Below are 20478 nucleotides of genomic sequence, written 5' to 3' on the forward strand. Positions count from 1 at the left end.
CGCTGAGTATCGAGTGTTGGTCACGGGTGAGAACACGACGGGTGTTACCGTGAGTAGCTCAGAGACCTTTAACGTGTCGCAAGCGTTACCTATTTTGACTAGCGCAACATTTAATCCGCCGCACCAAGCGATAGGTCAGAGCGTATCGGTCAGTCTTAAGTTCGATAAAGCGCTGCAAGCGGCCAGTGCCGAGTTAGGTGGTACGGTCATCTCGCTGACGCAGAGTGCGGACGCCAGCGTGTGGACGGGCAATGTCGATGTATTAGTCGCGACGTCGTCTGATTTGACGGTGGATTTGGTGGTGAAAGATTACCAAGACTTATTGGGTAACGTGGGGGCGCAAGACAGCACACATTCGCTGCCGATTACGCCAACTATTAGCATCTCTGCGATCAACAGCGGTAACGATGTTAACGAATCAGAGTCACCCACATTGATTCTCGATGGTACTACGGTTCGTTTTTCTGAAGGTGATAAGTTGAGCCTAAGTGTCACAGACAGTGGGGGAGTTAAAGTTTCAGATGCTGAGGTGCTGGTTAGTGAAAACGGAGTTTGGCAATATGAACTGACTCTTGATCCAATCGAAGGTGGGTCTGTGACGGTGTCACTACATGGTGCCAATGCACTTGGAGCCGATGCTACTTTGGTTGAATCTACATTTACATTAAATAAGGATGTGAACGCTGCAGTGGTCGTAGTGCCAAGTTTATTACGACAACTGCTTATTTACGACAAGGGCACAAAACTAGCAGCGTAACGCTAATCGTTATATGGAAGATTAGACAAAGGTCTGCCTATTCGGCAGACCTTTTTTGCAAATGTATCTCAGGTTGTAGAAATTTGAATATGCACAGTGGACTTAATCATTTCTATTCTCCTCAAGTCGATTTTTTTGTACAGCAGTGACTAATATTGATTAGTTTAGTGATGCTGAGTCATTGAAATGAAAATTATTTTGTTTTTCCTATTTCATTATTTAGTCATATTTTTAGTCAGATAACTAATATAACTGGTGATGTAATCAGAATGGCAATTGTATAGATGTTTTGCATAGTAGTTTTTGGTGTTATCTCTATAAAAGTGCCATCTTGATATTAAATGCATAATATATATAGTGTTTATATCACATCGTTATTTGATGTGGTGTTCTGCATTTTGGTACTTTAGTACCGCCCTTTTAAGCCAATTTAGTGTTCCAAAATAAATTCTATTTATATTGGCTAAGTTTATGTGGGAATTTATTCCCACTTTTTTTCTTTTTTACAGATGAGAAAATGCTCAATATAACCTTCTAAATCGATGAAATGCTTCCACCAGATATGTGTGTTTGGTCTAGTTAGTATTTACTTAAGTACGCAATGAAATGATTGTTATGTGACATCCGTTCAAATTGATTTGCCTTTTTAGTTGGTCAGACGAAATGACTATTTATCCTGTTTAATTGGCTTTATTGCTAGTGTTATGGTTTTTGACGATACTCCTTCTAATCTATTGAAATTTATAAGCATTGCGCGTAGAATTTATTTAACCAAATCGTTTTTTAAGCCTTATCAGCTTAGTTATCACCGCAACTATATATACCTGTAGGTTGTGGAGAATCCAAATGCACTTAGTTTGCAAATTTATATCTAGTTCGTCTCTCAGTACGAACGACCTTCAATATGTCTTAACACCGGATGAGTGTATCGGGCTATTTTCGCGTGCGCGCACCCCTAAAAACATCTTGGCTCAGTTACCAAGCACTCTGGTTCAGCAGATTACTGCGTCGGCTAAAAAAAATGTCCACAGCCTGCTCAATGCTATTCGAGTAGAACTTGTAAAAGCGAACTGGGTTTGTCTTTCATCCAATGTGAGACGTAGTCCACTAACGAGTAAGCAACTAGCAAGCTTCCCTCGGCTGAAGTTACATGTCGACAGGGTAAGTAAGGGCACTGGAGAGCGTGTTCACAAAGCCAACTACCAGCAAGTTGTCGATGATGTACCTTTGGCACGTCACTACAGCTTCTCGCCGGTTGAACCTTCCCCAGAGCATAAAATCGTCGTTGAGTTTGCTGGCCAGTGGTCAAGCAATGCGGCATGTTTGATGTTGGGTAAAACTGAGGCTCAAAAAGAAAAAATCACCGTAGGTAAGGCCGATACTGAAAACAAACACCGCAGCCTAGCGACATTCAAAGATCTCGAAACTGAGGGCAAAACGCTCTATATCAAAATCCCTTGTTCTGACCAGCCTCAGCCAATCTTGCTTAAACTCGCCGAAGACCTACAACCCGTCGATAAAGAAACGCAGATGGATGAGTGGGATAACGTGTTGGTGCCAGTGCTGCCTATGCTAGAAGGCACAAATGGACATGAGTTAGTTTCAGAAGGTTATTTCTATGTAATCTGGAATAACAAAGTTTGGCGAGAGGTTGAAGTTACACCAAAAGGCTACTTTGCTGATGTCGATTTAGAGTACTACAGAAATAATGATCCTGAATCCTCGATGAAAACACGACATGTCAACATTGATGGGGCAAACCTTGTACCAGACTACTACATTGGCGAAGAAGCATTTGAGATTTATCAATCCGGTCAGAAAGTGTATTCGGGACATCTAAGCCTTGATCAAGGTGCTAGGGTATTTCGCCTTGTAGATGAGGAAGTAGATGTTGTTTTTCCTGAATTAGATATTGATCCTATCACTGTTAAAACGGTGCTAAGCCCTTATAAAGCTGGCAAAGATGGTTTGCGTATTGCACAAGGTGTTCCTCTTCCGCATATTTGGGTGCCATATAAAGTCGCGGGAGAAGCACAAGAATGTTATATCCATTATTCTGAGTTGGCTTTGACAAACACGGAACTGTCTGAGCTAGAGAGTGATCCTGCTTCAATTGCTAAATCTCTTTCAGAGTTGCAAATATACTCCTCATCCCAAAGCTTTAATAATGCGGGTGAGAATATTATTCCAGTTTCCGGTACCGCATCGACAGGCATCGGCAGTGGAATCATCAACGAACATAAAGAGAGCAATGTTGCGGGGCTTAAATTGGCTCCAAGAGGCGCTTTGCCTTCTATACGTTACCTTCACGAGCCTTTGACAGATCAGCCGGACGATTTCTTTGGGCTTCGTAACATAGAACACGATTGGATTCACAAATCGTACTTTCGTTCAGCGATGAAAGACGACGATGGTTATATGACGCTGCGGTTCGCATTCCCGCCGGAAGAGGTCAAGAGCGTCGATATTGTTCGAGGTGTTCATTCGAGTCTGTCTACGGGTAGCCAACGTCTTGTTGTCATTGAAGAAAATGTATCTATTTCAGAATTGCTAGGTTAAACCATGAAAAAAACACTATTACTATTACTTGCTGCTTTATTTATTGCGGGCTGTAAAGATGACGGCCGTACTTACGTTGGTGAACACAACTATTACACTATGGAGCAGAGCAAGATCCGTAAATCTGACTCTGCGACGTATCAACAAGGTGACTTTCCTCGTTACTTTATCCATCGCGCTAAAGAATGGCCAAGGGAAGATTTAAATGACGTTAGATCTTACGATTTGCCACGCGTTCAGTTTACTTGGGCAAACTTATCAAGTGTCCCGGGCTATGAGCCGGATCCAATGTACAACGAATACGAAGGACGCAACAAAGTCTGGAGTATGAAGACCGATGGCACGGATCTACGCTTGGTGACCGATTTAGCTTGGCTAGGTATGAATGGCTCAGGTGTTGATAAAACCAGTCGCTCGCCAAATAATCGCTATGTGGCAGTCGGCTTTGGTTTGACTAACTACCTTTTTGATATCAAAACCCAGAAGATGATTAAGCTGCCACATGACATTGAAGGGCCGAAAGGCTTTTTGTGGGCTGAAGACAGTAGCTACGTTTATTACCGCACGGGTAAGGTGGGTCGTGTGGTGTATAAGTGGGATATTGCTAAAGGTGAGGCGGAAAAAACGGATTTACAAATATTCGGTACTGGATTTATAAAAGGTGGGTTGATTTATGAGGTGGGAGATGTTGGAGCTGGAATCATTGATGAAAAGACTCATGAGCTTGTAAAATTGGTTCAATGGGGCAAAGACTTACCTATCAATCGAGCAACAGTTCATTATAAAGCGATAAGCCCAGAAGGGGACATTGTTTGGGCGGCTAATCGCAACTATCACGATGTGTTTGTCGTCGACCTTACGAAAGGCAAAAAGATTAAGCGTGATGGTGCAATGCAATACGCTATCGGCCTAAATAATCGTTTCTCTTTAACGAATTACAACGCGATGCTGATGTCGGTGCAAAACAACCAGACAAAGCAAGCGTGGAGTTGGTCTCCGTTGGGTTACAGCCGAACGTTAGACCCCGCCATTGTGTATAACCTCTCTGCAAACCAAGGTAACTGGTTTAAGGAGGCTAACTGATGGCTTTCACATTTGATAATGAAGTCTATCTGTTTGGTGCTTTTTTTGAAGGAAAGCAAGTTGGGTTAAGTAGGGCATTCCCTGACTGGCATTCCCAGCCAGATCTCACCCAAGTAAATGAGCTAGCGGGAAAGATTCGTCCCATTCCTCTGACTCCAGTGATGGTCAATGCCTTGTCGGGAGGTGACCCTGCATTATGGGGCACCAACAAAGAGGGTAAATTATTTGAATTAGGTTTAGGCGAGCCACCACAAGCAACGGGTAAGCAACCTTTATCAGGAGAAAAAGTCGGCTCTGAAACTTCTGCACCAAGCGATGTCGACAATTATGAAGTACTCAAGTTAGGCCACCGACCGGAAGGGATCTGCAAAGGGACAAACTATGAATTAAGCTTTCCGCCATTGCGTTTGTTGGCGCAGATGATTGCGCCGCAGAATGATCCAGAAAGTACGGGGGGCGCAAAAGATCTAGCAAGTCTTGCAGAAAACATTAAGTATTTTGCTCAGTACATTGATGATGGGACTAACAAAACAAATCAAACGGGTGTGCAGTTCCAACTTACTGAAATTGCCCCGAGTCAACTTGCACCTGCTTATGTTGGGGGCGATCTTACGCCAGAGCAACAACGCTACAATGATTGGTTGGAGCGTCAGACAAAAAGAAATAAACCCCTGAAGGGTTTCGTTGTGCCAAGGATGCACAGCTGCGCGGTACTTTTTACAGACATGCTTTATAGCGGCGCAGAGGTTTCGCTTGTTAGACCGCTTAAGCAGCTCAAAGCAGGTGATTTAGAGAGCGCTGCAGAAGAAGTGATTGATGTAAAGGTTGTCAATACACACGTTGCTGAATGGGCGGATAAAATTGGTGATAGAAACGTTTTACCAAGTGCATTGTTTAACCTTGACTCAGGTCTTGCTGAAGATGGCTTTTACTTGTTGCGTATCCAGTTTTGGGAAGATGAATGGTTAGCATTCGATGAAACACGTAAGGTATTACCCGAAAGTGTACTGAAGGCCAATGTCACAAAGCAGTTCATGAAACACCCTCAAACTGATGTGGAACAGAATGTATATACTTACGAGCTGCATGAAAAACTGACGTTTATCGAGACTGCAGGTATTGGCAAAATGGCGTGCGTATGTGGTGACATGATCACCTTAGAGGAAGCGCTCATCCAACAATTCCCTAATCAGTTGCCATCTTATGAAGACTACGCGACGAAGGGGTTAACCTATCAAACTAAGCAAAAGCCGGGTGTCGCACCGTTATCTTTGCATGCAGCGATCAACAAAACCTACGAATCGTTGAGCAGTGACTTTCTCTCCATTGAAGGCGCCAAGCTTTCTGGTCCTCCTGCGGAAATGGCGAAAACCATTGGACAAGCGCTATGGGAAAACAGTGAATCAGGAGCCTTACCTCCATTTCTGATGAGTGGTATCGCGTTACATTCGGCACTTGCAGCCACCAGTGGTGTTAAAAAGAGCGTCAGCCTTGCCAAGATTTTCGCGCGCAAGGAGCTAACGCTGAAACAAGTTCAAGCGTTGGTTTTTAGAAAGCATGTCATCGATATTCCTTATATCAAACGTGCTTTTAAAGCGGCAGACCCAGAGTCAAAAATCATGCGTGGCGTTGGACGATTAAGCAGTGATTTTTTGAACGGAACAAATCGAGCACTACCAGCAATTGGAGTTATCGCAAGTGGTAAGGAAGCACTCGACCAATATTCGGCGTTCACAGAACAAATTAAAAATGCGAAAGAAGCGCAAGAAACTTTAAGCAAATATGCTGAAAACTATCTTTCTTCTTTAACGTTTGTTCGCCGCTTTGATAATCCAGAACAGTGGCAAAAAAAGGCAGAAACGGTGCAGGAAGCACTTGGTAAAGAAGGGAATGCTCAGATCTTTGCTGATGGTCAAGGGGTCGTTGTTCGAATGAATTTCAAGTTTAACTCCGCTGAGTTTGAGAACGAAGTTCAAGCGCTACATATCGACTATAAAATCGTCTGCGATAGATTGCGTCAACTTTTATCTGACAATTCTGATTATCAAGTCGCTATTATTGGTCATGCAGGACCAATAGGAACGCATGAAAATAACTTAAAAATTTCTAGGAAGCGCGCGGATGTAGTTAAAGAGGCGATCCTTGCCAAAGCAAGCGGAGAAAAACGAACGAACCTAGAATCAAGGTTGTTGATTGAGTTTAAGGGTAAATCGCAACTGATTGATGATATCGACGGTTATGCCGACGTTAATGATCGATCAGATAATGCGGATATCGCTGTGAACCGACGTGTAGAGGTAAGGTTGATCATCCCTGACTTTGCGGTTTCTCTACCACCGAGTCGCTCGGGAACGATGGCATTAAATCGCGCGCATCAAATTTGGGAAGGGCATCAGCTTGCGGCAAAGGAAGCTCAAGATAAGATGATTTTTTCCGCCGTTGATGCAATCGCAAGCGTCGCGATTTGGACGCCTGCTGCACCAGTGGCTGCCTATTATTTTGCCGGTAAAGTGGGTGCAGACCTTTTGGGCGCTGCAACTGATTTCTATGGGGACCTTTTTGGTGATGCGACGTTTAAGGAGATCAAAGCTCAGTACAACAACAAAAGCATGCTAAAGACACTCAGTAGCATCAATAAAGAGCTTATCTCTCTGTATAAGGGGATCAGTCAAGATCTTCAACCTCAGGTCATTGATGCTGTTGGCTTAGCTGACTTTCTCAAAAAACAGGCGAATCATGATGAGTTGTTGAAGCGCTTTTTATTGCGCTCCTATGCTTTGAATTCTTTGATTGAGTTACTAACGCTTCTCCGCGCTAAGTGGAGCCTGACGGGTGACTTTGATGATTTCATTGAAGATTATCGAGTTGACGAGTTTATTCAGCTGTATGTCATGAGTGATAACTGGGAAATGCCAGTCAATGATGGAAATACACTGGCCCTGAACTGGGTAAACCGCTTTAAAAAATCTGGTTTGTTCTCTAAATCAGATGCCAATAGCTCGTTACAATGGAGTTACGGTGAAAAAATAGGTGGTGCATTTAACACGGGATTCCCTGTACAAACACGTCTATTCTTGGATCGAAAATCAGATGAGTCCTTGCAAGAAAGTGCATCTATCCGAGAAGGCCTAAAGGCATTTTGTCACGACTTCAACTTAGCTAAAGTAGAACTTGAGCATGATGGTATAGCGTTCAGCCGCTTGCTGGTTCAAAATGGTGAGAAATGGACGCCATATGTCGAATGGGTATTTGCGCAGAATGGACGAAAGCTACGCCCACAAACTCGCGTGAAGCTACAGGTGGTTTTAAAAGACGATTTCTCATCTAAGACAATGTTTTTGCAGGAGGTCGCTTATCGCGCAGCTGTTGTTGGCTTGGATTCTCACGGGCCAACCTTTGATGTATTGTTCACCAAAATGGATGCCTCTCAATTCGAAGACCCTGATGGAGCGATTAAAAAACACTTTGATAGTAAAGGTGCTAAGGATAAGGAATTGTATGGTCTTGAATTTGAGCCAACATATGGATTTGGTGAGTTTTTAATCCATGGCATCAAGCCACTATGCCCAAATGTTAAAGTCCTAGATGAGGTGAAAGCCTTTTTTACAGACCAAAGCGTGTTTGAATATGTTCGAGACTCTGGTGCTTTTGAGCAGATGAGATATGTCTTCTCACTAGGAGGGCATGATTTGCTAGCGGGTAAGTTAGAGGGCTTGGGTACATATAAAAACTACACTCTAGATATTACTGAAGTTAACTTTGGGGTCGATGGTCAAAGCCCCGCACAAGAAGCGAAAAACTTTAACGGTCGAACATTAGAAAAGACGAAACTCACAGACACTGACTTTTTGATCGAAGAGTTTGTTATGAGTGAGTCTGCGTCATCTCGAGACAGTACACCGAAGGTGAACGATGGCAACCTTATTATTTTGCCTGGTATTGAAATTGACGGTGATCTTGCTTGGGGTGAAGGCAACGCGAATAAACTGATAAGTAACAAGTTTGATTGGTCGAAAGAGCAAAAGTTCTCACTTTGTTTTGCGGTGTTGGGGGATGATCGTGCGAGTGACGACTACGATACAATGTTACTCAACGCCATTGAATGTGGGGTGAAACTGCAGATCAAAGATGGTCCAGTTAAACATGACGTGATGCATTATGCTGGAGCAGTCAACATTCGTTCTCGTCTTGTTACCGAGAAGTCAAATACTGGGTATAACGGAATAGAAACAAGAACCGTTTTTGATCTAGAGCTTGACGATAGCGACGCTACTAAGCGTACGGGTCTGGAGCAAAGCGCCGTTCAATTTATTGATAAAAATGACGCTAATTTCTCAAGTTTATTAACTTCAAGCGAGAAAAAGCACCTTTATATCATTCGCTTTGAGTATTCTTATGTGTCGCCTACAGGTAAATTAGTTAATGGTTTAAGACCTTTTGGTGATGTTTTAGATGGTAATGATCTAAAACCTATCAGACTCCAGTTGGCTTCATTTGAGCAAATGGATACGAGTGAAGGTTATGAATTACCGAAGTTTGAGCTTCGAGTTCCTGCGGTGAAAGACTTCATGACGGCGAAGCCATGGATAGAAACTGTTGAAAAGGAAAAGGCGACAAGTGAGGCGAACCACTTACACTGGAAAAACCTAGAGGTACAGAACGAGCAGAAAGGATATGTTGAGAATTGGATAACGAAACAAGCGTCTTCGCTTAATGCTCCGGAAATCGCTCTTTTACAGGCAAAGTAGTAAATAAAAAAACCGCCTTTGGCGGTTTTCTTTTCTTATCAATAAAAGCTGAAGTAAGATTTTCTCGCTTCTCGCTCAACCCGCCGCAGAAATATCGTATTTCTTCATCTTGTGATTGAGCGTACTTAATGGAAGCGACAGTTGCTCTGCCGCTCGTTTCGTGTGCCAATTACAAGAGTTTAAGCAGTCAATAATTACGGTACGTTCGTATTGGCTGACGACCTCTTTTAGGCCAACTGCGACATCGTCATCTCCTAGAGGTTCAGGTTCAAACGTGGGCTGTATTGCCGATGTAACTGGAGCAACGACTTGATGGTGTTCTACCTCTTCAGGGATCTGTTCACCAAACTCAATCTGAGTAATGGTTTCGAAATCGGAAAGCAGAACCGAGCGTTCGATGATGTTTTTAAGCTCACGCACGTTACCCGGGTAAGGGTAAGCGAGCAGTTGGTTTCTCACATTAGCACTCAAGCCTGGTGATTGAGGCAAGCCTAACATCGTCGTGGTGTGCTGAACAAAGTGCTCAGCAAGTGGGATAATGTCCGCTTGTCTGGATCTCAGTGGTGGTAAAGTGATAGGGAAAACATTCAAGCGATAGAATAAATCGGCCCTAAAGCCACCGTCTTTAATCTGCTGCATTAAATTACAGTGTGTCGCTGCAATGACTCTGACATCCACTTCAATTTCTTTGCTGGCACCAACAGGACGAACTTTACGTTCTTGCAGCACACGCAGTAGTTTAGCTTGAAGTAGCATTGGCATATCGCCAATTTCATCTAGGAACAGGGTGCCACCGTTTGCTGCTTCAAATAAGCCAACTTTGTCCTTGTCTGCACCGGTAAATGCCCCTTTTCTGTGTCCGAAAAGTTCGGATTCCAGAAGTTGTTCAGGAATTGCGGCGCAGTTCTGAACGATTAATGCTTGATCTGAACGATTCGAGTTTTCGTGAATGTATTTTGCAATGACTTCTTTACCCGCACCTGTCTCGCCTCTTAGTAAGACGTCGACAGGCAGAGAGAGCACCTTATCAAGTCGGCTCAATACATTGACCATCTCTTCACTTTCAGCGATCGGACCTTGATAGGTTTTCTTTGTCCGCTTTTTTAGCTGAGTATTTTCACGGACCAATGCTTGGTTATCGGCGCTTAAACTCTTAATCACTTGTCCATATTGCTCTAACCAAATGGCATGGCGAATATTACTTGCCGCCATTCGGCAAAACTCGGTAAGTGCGGTTTCGTTATCGATAACGCTTAAATCGAGCAAAACCAATAATCCAATGGTTTTGCCTTCATCATCAATCAATGGCCAAGCAAGTAAGTTGTTGCTTTTTAGACCTAACGTTTGCTCGGTTTGATAGATGCCTTCGCAGTCATAACCATTATAAGTGTATAGCTCATTGATCAAGACAACTTCGCCGTTACGTACGGCGAAGTTGAATGGGTCGGCTTCACTTACTGTGTCTAACTGCAGTGGTTCCCAAGGATGTGAGGCAATGACTTTTTCATGGTGGTGTGCAGTGCTCGGAATCAAGGCTTGACCGGTTTGGTCAAGCACGTAAATGATGCCATGTTTCGCGAAAGTCATTTGCCTTGCTGCTGTGAGAACTGCATCCAAAGTTTGAGCTAACTGGCTGCGATCAGCCAGAGATTGGCTGATCGCAAGTAGGGCGTTACTAAGCTCACTATGGTTAGCTGAACGCATAGGTTAGAGTTCCTTGCTCGTCCACAGAAACGTCAATTTGAGTATGTGAATCATCCTGTTCATTCACCAGTAGTTGAGTCGAAAGCTGCGGCAATAGTTGACGGTTAATAACGGCATCAATATTTCGAGCTCCCGTCTCTGCAAGGCGGCAGTTGCCTAATACGAATTCCACTAAGTTATCACCATAGCAAAGTGCCAGTTTGTGGTGGCTTTGCAGGCGCTCAGACACTTTCTTCAGTTTATGATGGATGATATCAGTCATTGCTGCGTCTGAAAGTGGAAGGAATGGCAACACGGACATACGAGCCAACAAGGCTGGCTTGAAGTGTTGATTCAACGTTGGGCGAATGGCTTCAGCGACGATATTGGCATCAATGTCTTTCGCTTGGTGAACTAAAGACTCAATCTCATGAGTCGCAAGGTTACTTGTCATGATGATGAGTGTATTTTTGAAGTCGATGGTACGACCTTCGCCATCATTTAGCGTGCCTTTGTCGAACACTTGGTAGAACAGGTTGAGTACTTCTGGATCTGCTTTTTCAACTTCATCTAAAAGAACAACAGAGTAAGGGCGCTGACGAACTGCTTCGGTCAGCATACCGCCTTCACCAAAACCAACATAGCCAGGAGGAGAACCAATAAGACGAGAAACCGTGTGTTTCTCTTGGAACTCAGACATGTTGATGGTTGTCATGAAGCGTTCACCACCAAACATCTGATCAGCGATAGCGCGAGCGGTTTCTGTTTTACCTACACCACTTGGGCCAACCAATAAGAAAACACCCGTTGGTGCATCTGGGTTACCTAATCCCGCTTTTGCGGTTTGAATACCTTCAGCAAGCGCATCAATGGCAAATTCTTGGCCTTTAATGTTTTGGATTAGGTTTTGTTTCAAGTTTAAGGTTGCTTGCGACTCATCTTGAAGCATCTTACCAATAGGGATGCCTGTCCAATCAGAAATTACATGACTAATTTCGTCGGGACCCACTTCATAGTGAACGAGTGGATTGGTACCGCGCACGTTATCTAAACGTTCGTTACAAGATTGAATAGCTTCGCGAGTCTGCTCTTCAGAATATTCATGACAATTTGGTTTGTCACTTGTTAGTGCGTCATCATCTTGAACCGTATTGTCAGCTATAGGAGCGCTGTCTTCTTCAGTCGAAGGAGTAGTAAGGCTATAAAGATGGCTACGCAGTTCAATGATTTCTTGAATAAGAGATTGTTCTTTCTTCCATTGAACTTGAAGGGTAGCTTGTTCTTCGGTGGCCTTTTCAATCTTCTCTTTTAGATCAGGAATTAAAGCGGCGCTGTGTTTGTCACCGGTTTGCTGCAGTTGGTCACGTTCAAGAGCTTCGAGTTCGCGGTTCGCAGCCGCAATTTCTTGATGCAATGTTTCGACAGGTGCCGGTGTTGCATTAAGGCTAATATTGACGCGAGCACAAGCCGTATCTAACACGTCGATTGCTTTATCTGGCAGTTGGCGTCCAGTGATGTAACGATCAGCTAAATTTGCTGCGGCAGTGATTGCGTCGTCACGTACGTACACGTTATGTGATTTTTCATAGGCTGGTCTTAAGCCTCGGATGATCAATGCGGCTTGACTAGCTGATGGCTCATCGAGTTTTACTAGTTGGAAACGGCGCGCCAGAGCTGGATCTTTTTCGAAATATTTCTTGTATTCAGACCATGTGGTGGCAGCAATTGTTTTTACTTCACCACGTGCTAGAGCGGGTTTAAGTAGGTTGGCAGCATCACTGCCTCCAGCTTGATTGCCTCCACCAACTAGCGTGTGAGCTTCATCTATAAATAAAATGATTGGAGTCGGTGAATTCTTCACTTCATCTAGTACTGCGTTAAGGCGTTTTTCAAACTCACCTTTTACACTCGCTCCTGCTTGAAGTAAGCCCATGTCTAGGCCGTATAGTTCAACACCTTTGAGGCAGTCTGGCACATCTCCTTCGGTAATTTTTAATGCAAGACCCTCTACCACCGCTGTTTTACCAACTCCCGGCTCACCTACGGCGATTGGGTTATTTTTTCTGCGTCGCGCCAATATGTCGATTATTTGTCGGATTTCCTGATCACGGCAGAATACTGGGTCGATCTCGCCCTTTCTTGCTTTGCCGGTAAAGTCGGTGGTGAATTTACTTAATGCCGAACCATCTTCACGTGCATCGGTTTTTTCTGATGTCGTTGCTAAAGATTCTAGTGAGTTTGTTGTGAGTTCAGAAAAGTTACGCTTTAAGGTATCTGGGTTTACACCGTCTAAGATTGAAGCGTAGCCGTGCTGACCATAGCGTAGTGGGTTACTCACGAGTGTAAGAAGTAGGGCGCCAGAGCGAATCTGAGTTTCGGATAGATCTAAAGATGAGACCAACCAACTTTCTTGAAGCCATTCGATTAAAAGCGAAGAAAAAACGGGCTTGCTGCCGTTGCCTGTTGTGTTGGTATCTAAAGTCGAACGAATGGATTGCCTTAAAATGGTCTCTGAGCAATCGAAATGACTTAATAAGATATCAAAATCACTATTTGGCCTTTCTAATAAGCTTAATAGATAGTGTTCAATTTGCACTTCATTGGCTTTTTCCGATACGGCTAATGCAGCGGCGTCCTCTAAAGCGACTTTTACAATAGGGTGCAGACGTTGTATTAAAGAGGAAAGGTTTATATTTATCATTTTAGTTCTATTAGTTATGTATATGGGATGCAGCAATTATACTAAAATTGATAACTGGTTTTTTATTCGGTGATGAATTTACTATTGTTTATTGGTTACTTTTATTGTTTGTTTTGGCTTTTTATCTGACTAATATTCAAAATCCCGTTCAAAATAATAAATAGTCTAGGCGTTATGATTTAATTGCTAGTTTTTTTGACTTTATTTCTAATCTTCGAGATAGTTATTTTGCCTTTGTTTTTTAAATTCAATTTATTAGTATCCACGTTCAATAAATCGTTTTTCTAAACAACAAATTGTTGTTAAATATAATATTTATAACGGATAATTTATTGTAACTATCTGTATTTATTGGTTTTATAAAGTTGGCATGATGTTTGTATTAGCTTAATCAGTCGCGGTGATAAGCGATTTGGTGAATTAATGAATTATAAATTTTAAAAAGGAAATATCGATGCCAACTCCAGCATATATGTCTATCAATGGTGAAACTCAAGGTCACATTACTAAAGATACTTACTCTGCAGATTCTGTAGGTAACACTTGGCAAGAAGCTCACGTTGATGAGTTCCTAGTTCAAGAACTTGATCACGTACTAACAGTTCCACGTGACCCACAAAGTGGTCAGCCAACAGGTCAACGTGTTCACCGTCCGGTAGTAGTAACTAAAGTACAAGACCGTTGTTCACCTCTGTTATTCAACGCATTAGTGTCTGGCGAAAAGCTTCCTGAGTGTGTAATCCGTTTTTACCGTACTTCAGTACAAGGTAAGCAAGAGCACTACTACTCAATCAAGTTAATTGATGCACTACTAGTAGATATTCAAACTCGTATGAATCACTGTCAAGACGCTGCAACTTCAGATCGTGTAACTGAAGAAGTACTTAAGCTGACTTACCGTGCAATCGAAGTTACTCACGAAAACTGTGGTACTGCTGGTAATGATGACTGGCGTGCTCCACGCGAAGCTTAATCGCTTTTCGTGAAAAACAAAGGGTCAACAACTACTGTTGGCCCTATTTCTATTATTAGTATCAGGTAAAAGATATGGTGAATGACGTAGAATTTAAGTTTGAACTGCAAGGCTCCACGCATGATTTTCGTGTGGAGAGCTTTCAGGTAATCGAAGAGCTTTCAAAGCCTTTTCAAATCAGCCTATCATTACTTTCACTTGATCCTGATATCTCATTTGACGCACTCATCCGTAAACCAGGTAGTTTGACTCTATACGGCCAAGGTGTCAGTTCTGCGAGATGCTTTCACGGCGTGGTTAATGAGGTGCGTTACCTTGGATCGGGCAGGAGATTCTCTCGTTACCAATTGACTCTTGTTCCACAAGCTTGGTTTTTGAGCCAAAGACAAGACTGCCGTATTTTTCAAAAAAAGTCAGCGTCAGCGATCATTTCTGAAGTTTTAGATGATGCGTTAGTGACCGATTATCGATTAGAACTATCTGGTGTATACCCTTCAAAAGAATACGTGTTGCAATATCGAGAGACTGACCTTGAATTTGTTCAGAGAATTCTGGCAGAACACGGCATGTGGTACTACTTCGAACATACAGAAGCTAACCACACAATGGTTATTGTCGACAGTAATGATGCAATCGCTGAGTTATTGAGCACGCCACTAAACGGATCTTATTTAGGCCCTATTGTTTATCATGCGGATGGTGGCGGTGTTGCAGACCGCGAGCATATCTCTGACCTTGAACTCGTGAATAGAGTAAAAACTGGCCACGTTACTTACACTGATTATAACTATGAGTTTCCGAAGATCCCTCAGGAAATGAGCAGCTCCGGCGAACTCGATTTAGATTTGAAATTATTCGATTTTCCAGGACGTTACGTTGACCCAGCAATGGGGCAAGTAAGATCAAATGAATGGATGTCAGAGCACGTTGTAGATAATCAGCAAGTAGAGGCGACCAGTAATGTCATGAGACTGGCGTCTGGATACAGTTTTAGTATCAGTGAGCATCCACGTTCGGCAATCAACCGCGATTACCTCATGCTGTCGGTGATGCATAGTGGTCATGACCCTCAGGTGCATGAAGACGAAACTAATGGTCTGCCAACTACATATCATAATCAGTTCGCGTGTATTCCTAGACATGTTGAGTTTAGAGCTCCAAAACTTGAAGCTCCTTTGGTTGAAGGTACGCAAACAGCGGTTGTCGTGGGGCCTGCAGGTGAAGAGATCTATACCGATAAGCTTGGGCGAATCAAAGTTCAGTTCCATTGGGATCGTTATGGCGAGAGCGATGAGTATTCGAGTTGTTGGATTCGAGTTAGCCAATCAATGGCGGCACCAACTTGGGGGGCGGTATACTTACCTCGTATCGGCCATGAGGTGGTAGTGACCTTCCTAGAAGGAGACCCTGACAGGCCCTTGGTTACAGGCGCAGTTTATAACGGGCTTCATTATCCTCCGTATTCGTTACCAGAGAACAAAACGCGTACAACTTTCCGAACTCAAACGCATAAAGGGACAGGCTATAACGAGTTGAGCTTTGAAGACGAAGCGAACCAAGAAGAAGTTTACATCCATGCGCAAAAGGACATGTCGACTAAGGTTTTGAATAACCGCTATCGCGATATAGGTCAAGATGAGTTCTTAAAGGTTGCACGCCATCAAACAAATGATGTTCATGGTGATCACAAAGAGACCATCGACGGACACAAGACCACCCAAGTTAACAGTACGTTTACTGAAACTGTCGAACAAGATGTATCCGTTACTTACAATGCCAATGAGACTCAATATGTTAAGAATAACTCTGATCTAGAAATTGGAGACAATCAAATTACCAAGATTGGTAAGAATGATGACTTGGATGTGGGCGAAAATAGCAACTTAACGGTAGGTGCTTCAAAAAGTTCTGACATTGGAGCTGATGATAACCAAACGGTTGGTGGCAACTTAACGGTTTCTGTTAAAGGAAATACTTCATACAAAGCCGATGGTGCGACCCAGATCATAAGCGGTGACAAGATAGTACTGAAAACGGGTGGGTCTTCATTAGTGATGAATAGTGATGGTTCTATCAAGTTGTCCGGTTCTTCAATAACCATTGAAGGAAGCGATAAAGTTGTAGTCAAAGGTGGAAACGTAGCGATCAATTAATGATGGAAAAACAAACCCAAATTATCCAAACCATCACCGAACAGCAAGCCGAATCAACGGCTTGCTTTTCGCGTTTTGGAACAATTGTATCGATTAACGAATCTAAAAGTGGTGTTCGTGTCGATTTCGAAGGTAACCCTTTACAGCAACCAATAAATGCGAGGTTGGGGCGGGGGTTCAAATTAGCCGAGTTACAACTTGCTATTGATAACAAACTTTCATGTCGTATCGAATTTTTAAATAACGATTTTAATCTCCCTTTAGTCACAGATATCTTTTTCTCCATTCTGGATGATTCTGATGAATTTGTACTGAGAGCAAAGAAAATGGTTATTGAAACGGAACAAGAGTTAATTGTGAGAAGTGGCGAAACAGAGACTCGTTACAGCGGCCGTGATGGCCGAATTACCACCAAAGCCAAATATGTGACTTCCCAAGCAGAGAAGGCTCAAAAAATTCAAGGCGGCACCATCGCGATCAATTGATCGTGTTACTAGATTGGATTCACGGATGCGTCAAAAAATAGGTATTGATCAACTAAACCAGCCGATTACTAATGAAGATTTGGAACTCGCCATCACTAATGCGGAAAGTACGCTCGCTTTATTGGACGAGCTTCCTATCAAGTGGCTGGATATGTGTAATGAAAAGCTGTCACTGGCTTCGGAGACACTCGGTTTCTTGTTAAAGCAACGCTTACAAGTACATAAAAGGGGATACCCAAGCGTTAAACTGGAGTACTTAGCGCTGGCTGAGCGTCAGATTGAAGACCTAAAAAATGTTTATTTGTCTTTCTATCGATTGGCTCCGGGATTGATTCATCAATTAAAGCAGAGCGAACCAACCATTTATGCTTGGCTCATGTTGAATTCTGAAATTGGACAAGAGCACGAAAACCTACTTTGTGGTTTATCGATACTTGATGATTTGGATTACCAAACCGCAAAATTGCTAGTTGTTCAGTCATCATTATCAGACATCGACTCTGTGATCATCGGAATGGTTGAAGGTGGTTGTAAGCTTCCCTTACTTTTCCTTGAATGCTTACAGTTACGCCAAACTGTCACAGTTGGTCTGCTAAAACGTTGGCTTAAAGACAAGCGGTTTTCTGAGCATAAAACACATTTGTTTTTATCGTTACAAAACGATGCAGAAAGCGTTGACTGGTTAGCTGAAAACTCAAATAGCAGTCAGAACTTGTTTGAGCGATTACTTGCGAAAGAGGATAGAGGGACATGGTTTCGTAAGGAATTTGGTACCTCAATCGATAGTGTATCTGATCCCGAAGTGGTCACTTTTGCCAAACTTTTGGAGCTCAAAGAGTTTGAGAGCTTTAATCTGAGTAGTGTACAGGCTCCGTTCGATTTTGTATTACACGGTCTGAATGAACATGTTCCGAAAATAGTTGAATTAGTATCTAGCCTTGACGAGTTCGAAGGTGAAGATTGGATCCAAGCGCTTTACATTGTCTATGGGAAACGTTTACCAGTGACACCAAAAAATTTGGGGATAGACTTTGAGTGGCACGAAATACTCGAAAAGCTAAAAGAATGGGTCGAAATTGGTGCCTACAGACAAGCGTCACCGGGTCGATTGGGACAACCTTTGACTCTAGAAACCAGTATCCAAGCCATGTTCGATACTCAAGTCAGTGCTGCTTTTAGGGTTTGGATTTGGCGTCAGGTTTGCCTCCATACTCGCTCATACATCCCTTGGGATATGGCTATGCCAGTTCATCAACAAGAGTGGAATATCACGCGACTAACTCAGAATTCAACAGCCTCAGAAAGGTTTAATCTAAGGAATAATAATGCAGTTGTGGGATATTGAGAACCATCCAGAACTTTCAATCAAAGGCCGTTTTCAACGGGACCATAATGGCAATGAGGTGTGGGTTGTCGTTGGAAAACGCTCATGGCAACTCGTAGGTTCTGTTTGGAAGGAGCAAGAAGAGGCAGAGATCTATGACGATCCTGTCTATCTGGGTGAAGCAGGGCTTTCCGCGATGAAAGCTGACCAAGAGTTCTCAGTTGTTAAAACCAACACAGATGTACTGATTTTCGGTAAGGCCCGAAGCTACGCGAAAAAGGCAGTTACGTACCATGAGTGTCGGCTTTTGATTGATGGCCATATCGACAAAACCATATCGGTACTTGGTGATAGGCAATGGATTGAGCACGGAGGTAGCGTAACGCTAAGTAAACCACTCCCATTTGTGGAAAAAGAGATGGACTTCTCCTGTGCTATCGGAGGCGATTTAAGAAACCGGCTCGGCGGAGGTATTGCTGATACTAAAGGGGAACTATTGAAACAGAAGGTTCCTTCGGTTTTTTATCCTACGGAAGATTGGAGTGCGACACCCAAGAATACACGGGTTGCTGGATTTGGCCCGTTAGCCCCATTTTTCGGGGCTCGTCAGCAATATGCTGGCACTTTTGATGACGATTGGCTAGAGAATAGGAAACCTCTTTATCCCGTAGACTTTGACCAGCGTTTTTATCAGAGTGCGCCACTAGACCAACAATGCAAAGGCTTCATATCTGGCGGTGAACGATTGATGATGAGTGGCTTTTGCCATAATGATGCACTCTCTTTCCGTTTCCCCAAAGAGATGTATGTAGCAGAAGCTCAATTTAAAAATGCCAACTATCAAGTAGATATGCCTATTTCTACGGTTTTCATTGATACAGAGGCTCGCATACTTTCAATCAGTTACAGCGCTGCCTTTCCATGTCAAGGCGAGGAGCATCTTTTAGTGTCAACGAAGATCCATAAAAAACAGGAGTTGTCGGATAATGAATAACAATTCAGCACGATTCGTTATTGGTATGGAAGCCATGACACCAACGGGCATGAATCTTGATATTGCCACAACAGTTGCCAAAGCGGATTTGGGAAGGTTCGATCAGCAAGTGGCCGGTGATGGGATAGAAAGATTCACGTACGCTAGTATTGAATACATTTCCAGTACATCATTGTTTGACAAGTGTTCGGTGCTTATTGAGAGCTTGATCGACTCTCTTTTAAAGCAGTTACCTACATCATTAAAGCCTATTCCGTTACTCGTCAATGTACCGGGCTCTATTTCTGCTGTGGAGATGAGTCAGTGGTTAAGTGAATGTAAGCATTGTGATTCAATATCACGTTATGAAGTGGTTCAACAAAGTGGACCATCATACTTGACCACATCATTGGCTAAGTTGAACCAATTCGATGCAATAATGAGTATCTCAGTAGATTCACTTGTTGATGATCTCAGTGACTTAATCGAATCTGGAGATGTCATGAGTTCAACTAATCCATGGGGCATAATACCGAGTGAGGGCGGGGCGGGTTTACTGTTATGTCGGAATAACTTGGTGCAAACGTTAAAGCTTAAACCCAAAGCAAAGTTAGGTTATTTCGAAGTAGAACCTGCAAATACAACGCGAAGGTCAGTAATGAAGCTCGTCAGGAATGCGAGTCGCAATATCAAGAGTTTTGGGCCTGTATTCTCTGATATGACTAATCTGAGGTCTCATACTGAAGATTATGGGTTCGCGTTAGGTGCACGCGCCGAATGTTTTGATAACCCACAGCAGCCCACTTTAATTAATGATTTATGGGGTACATTGGGTAGTTGTTCTGCATTGGCATTAATGGCCTGCACTATCCAAGAGGTAACGCATAATAGCCCTGTAACCCTGTTAATGTTTGATGTTAAAGGAGAAAGGGCGTTGCTCCAACTCACTTGTATGAAACAGACCTGACTGCATAGCCGTGATACGAAACGCTTATATTATAATCATTATCACACGACAATTATCTGAAAGGCGATTCAG

10 protein-coding genes and 3 pseudogenes are annotated in these 20478 nt (G+C 43.0%); 10 read left to right on the plus strand and 3 right to left on the minus strand.

Features of this window, described 5'->3' with window-relative positions:
• The 4 genes and pseudogenes from AB6E54_RS13690 to AB6E54_RS13705 all read left to right on the plus strand — a co-directional run.
• A pseudogene (locus AB6E54_RS13690) lies at positions 1-757 on the plus strand (hypothetical protein); the annotation flags it as partial.
• Positions 758-1603: 846 nt separating this feature from the next.
• A complete protein-coding gene (locus AB6E54_RS13695) occupies positions 1604-3316 on the plus strand; it encodes a hypothetical protein (protein ID WP_372107375.1) in 1713 nt (570 codons plus the stop codon).
• Positions 3317-3319: 3 nt separating this feature from the next.
• Positions 3320-4399, plus strand: coding sequence for a hypothetical protein (locus AB6E54_RS13700; RefSeq protein ID WP_372107376.1), 1080 nt, complete (start codon positions 3320-3322; stop codon positions 4397-4399).
• Positions 4399-9147 carry an OmpA family protein gene (locus AB6E54_RS13705; protein ID WP_372107378.1) on the plus strand — a complete coding sequence of 1583 codons (4749 nt, stop codon included), beginning with the start codon at positions 4399-4401 and terminating at the stop codon, positions 9145-9147. The genes AB6E54_RS13700 and AB6E54_RS13705 overlap by 1 nt, the downstream gene beginning before the upstream one ends.
• A gap of 75 nt (positions 9148-9222) precedes the next feature.
• Here the strand turns inward: AB6E54_RS13705 and AB6E54_RS13710 are convergent.
• The 3 genes and pseudogenes from AB6E54_RS13710 to tssH form a co-directional block, all read right to left on the minus strand.
• Positions 9223-9387 (minus strand): annotated as a pseudogene (locus AB6E54_RS13710) (helix-turn-helix domain-containing protein); the annotation flags it as partial.
• An 83-nt stretch (positions 9388-9470) separates the two neighbouring features.
• Positions 9471-10851, minus strand: a pseudogene (locus tag AB6E54_RS13715) (sigma 54-interacting transcriptional regulator); the annotation flags it as partial.
• Positions 10838-13531, minus strand: a complete 2694-nt coding sequence (gene tssH / locus AB6E54_RS13720; protein ID WP_372107379.1) for a type VI secretion system ATPase TssH — start codon at positions 13529-13531, stop codon at positions 10838-10840. The gene tssH and the pseudogene AB6E54_RS13715, both read right to left, overlap by 14 nt.
• 454 nt (positions 13532-13985) lie before the next feature.
• Between tssH and AB6E54_RS13725 the strand changes: the two genes are divergently transcribed.
• The 6 genes from AB6E54_RS13725 to AB6E54_RS13750 all read left to right on the plus strand — a co-directional run bounded on the left by AB6E54_RS13725 (position 13986) and on the right by AB6E54_RS13750 (position 20406).
• Positions 13986-14504, plus strand: coding sequence for an Hcp family type VI secretion system effector (locus tag AB6E54_RS13725; protein ID WP_012600867.1), 519 nt, complete (start codon positions 13986-13988; stop codon positions 14502-14504).
• 74 nt (positions 14505-14578) lie between these two features.
• Entirely contained in the window at positions 14579-16657 is a 2079-nt protein-coding gene (tssI, locus tag AB6E54_RS13730) for a type VI secretion system tip protein TssI/VgrG (RefSeq protein WP_372107380.1), read from the plus strand.
• A complete protein-coding gene (locus AB6E54_RS13735) occupies positions 16657-17142 on the plus strand; it encodes a hypothetical protein (protein ID WP_017062589.1) in 486 nt (161 codons plus the stop codon). The genes tssI and AB6E54_RS13735 overlap by 1 nt, the downstream gene beginning before the upstream one ends.
• A gap of 25 nt (positions 17143-17167) precedes the next feature.
• Entirely contained in the window at positions 17168-18487 is a 1320-nt protein-coding gene (locus tag AB6E54_RS13740; RefSeq protein WP_372107383.1) for a hypothetical protein, read from the plus strand.
• Positions 18468-19460 (plus strand): DUF2169 domain-containing protein, encoded by a 993-nt coding sequence (locus tag AB6E54_RS13745; RefSeq protein ID WP_102333580.1) that lies wholly within the window; start codon positions 18468-18470, stop codon positions 19458-19460. The genes AB6E54_RS13740 and AB6E54_RS13745 overlap by 20 nt, the downstream gene beginning before the upstream one ends.
• The gene (locus AB6E54_RS13750; RefSeq protein WP_102333581.1) at positions 19453-20406 is read left to right on the plus strand and encodes a hypothetical protein; all 954 of its coding nucleotides are present in this window, start codon (positions 19453-19455) and stop codon (positions 20404-20406) included. Before AB6E54_RS13745 ends, AB6E54_RS13750 begins: the two co-directional genes overlap by 8 nt.
• Positions 20407-20478: the final 72 nt, after the last annotated feature.

The sequence above is a fragment of the Vibrio sp. 10N.247.311.49 genome (genome assembly GCF_041467655.1).
GTDB lineage: Bacteria > Pseudomonadota > Gammaproteobacteria > Enterobacterales > Vibrionaceae > Vibrio > Vibrio crassostreae_C.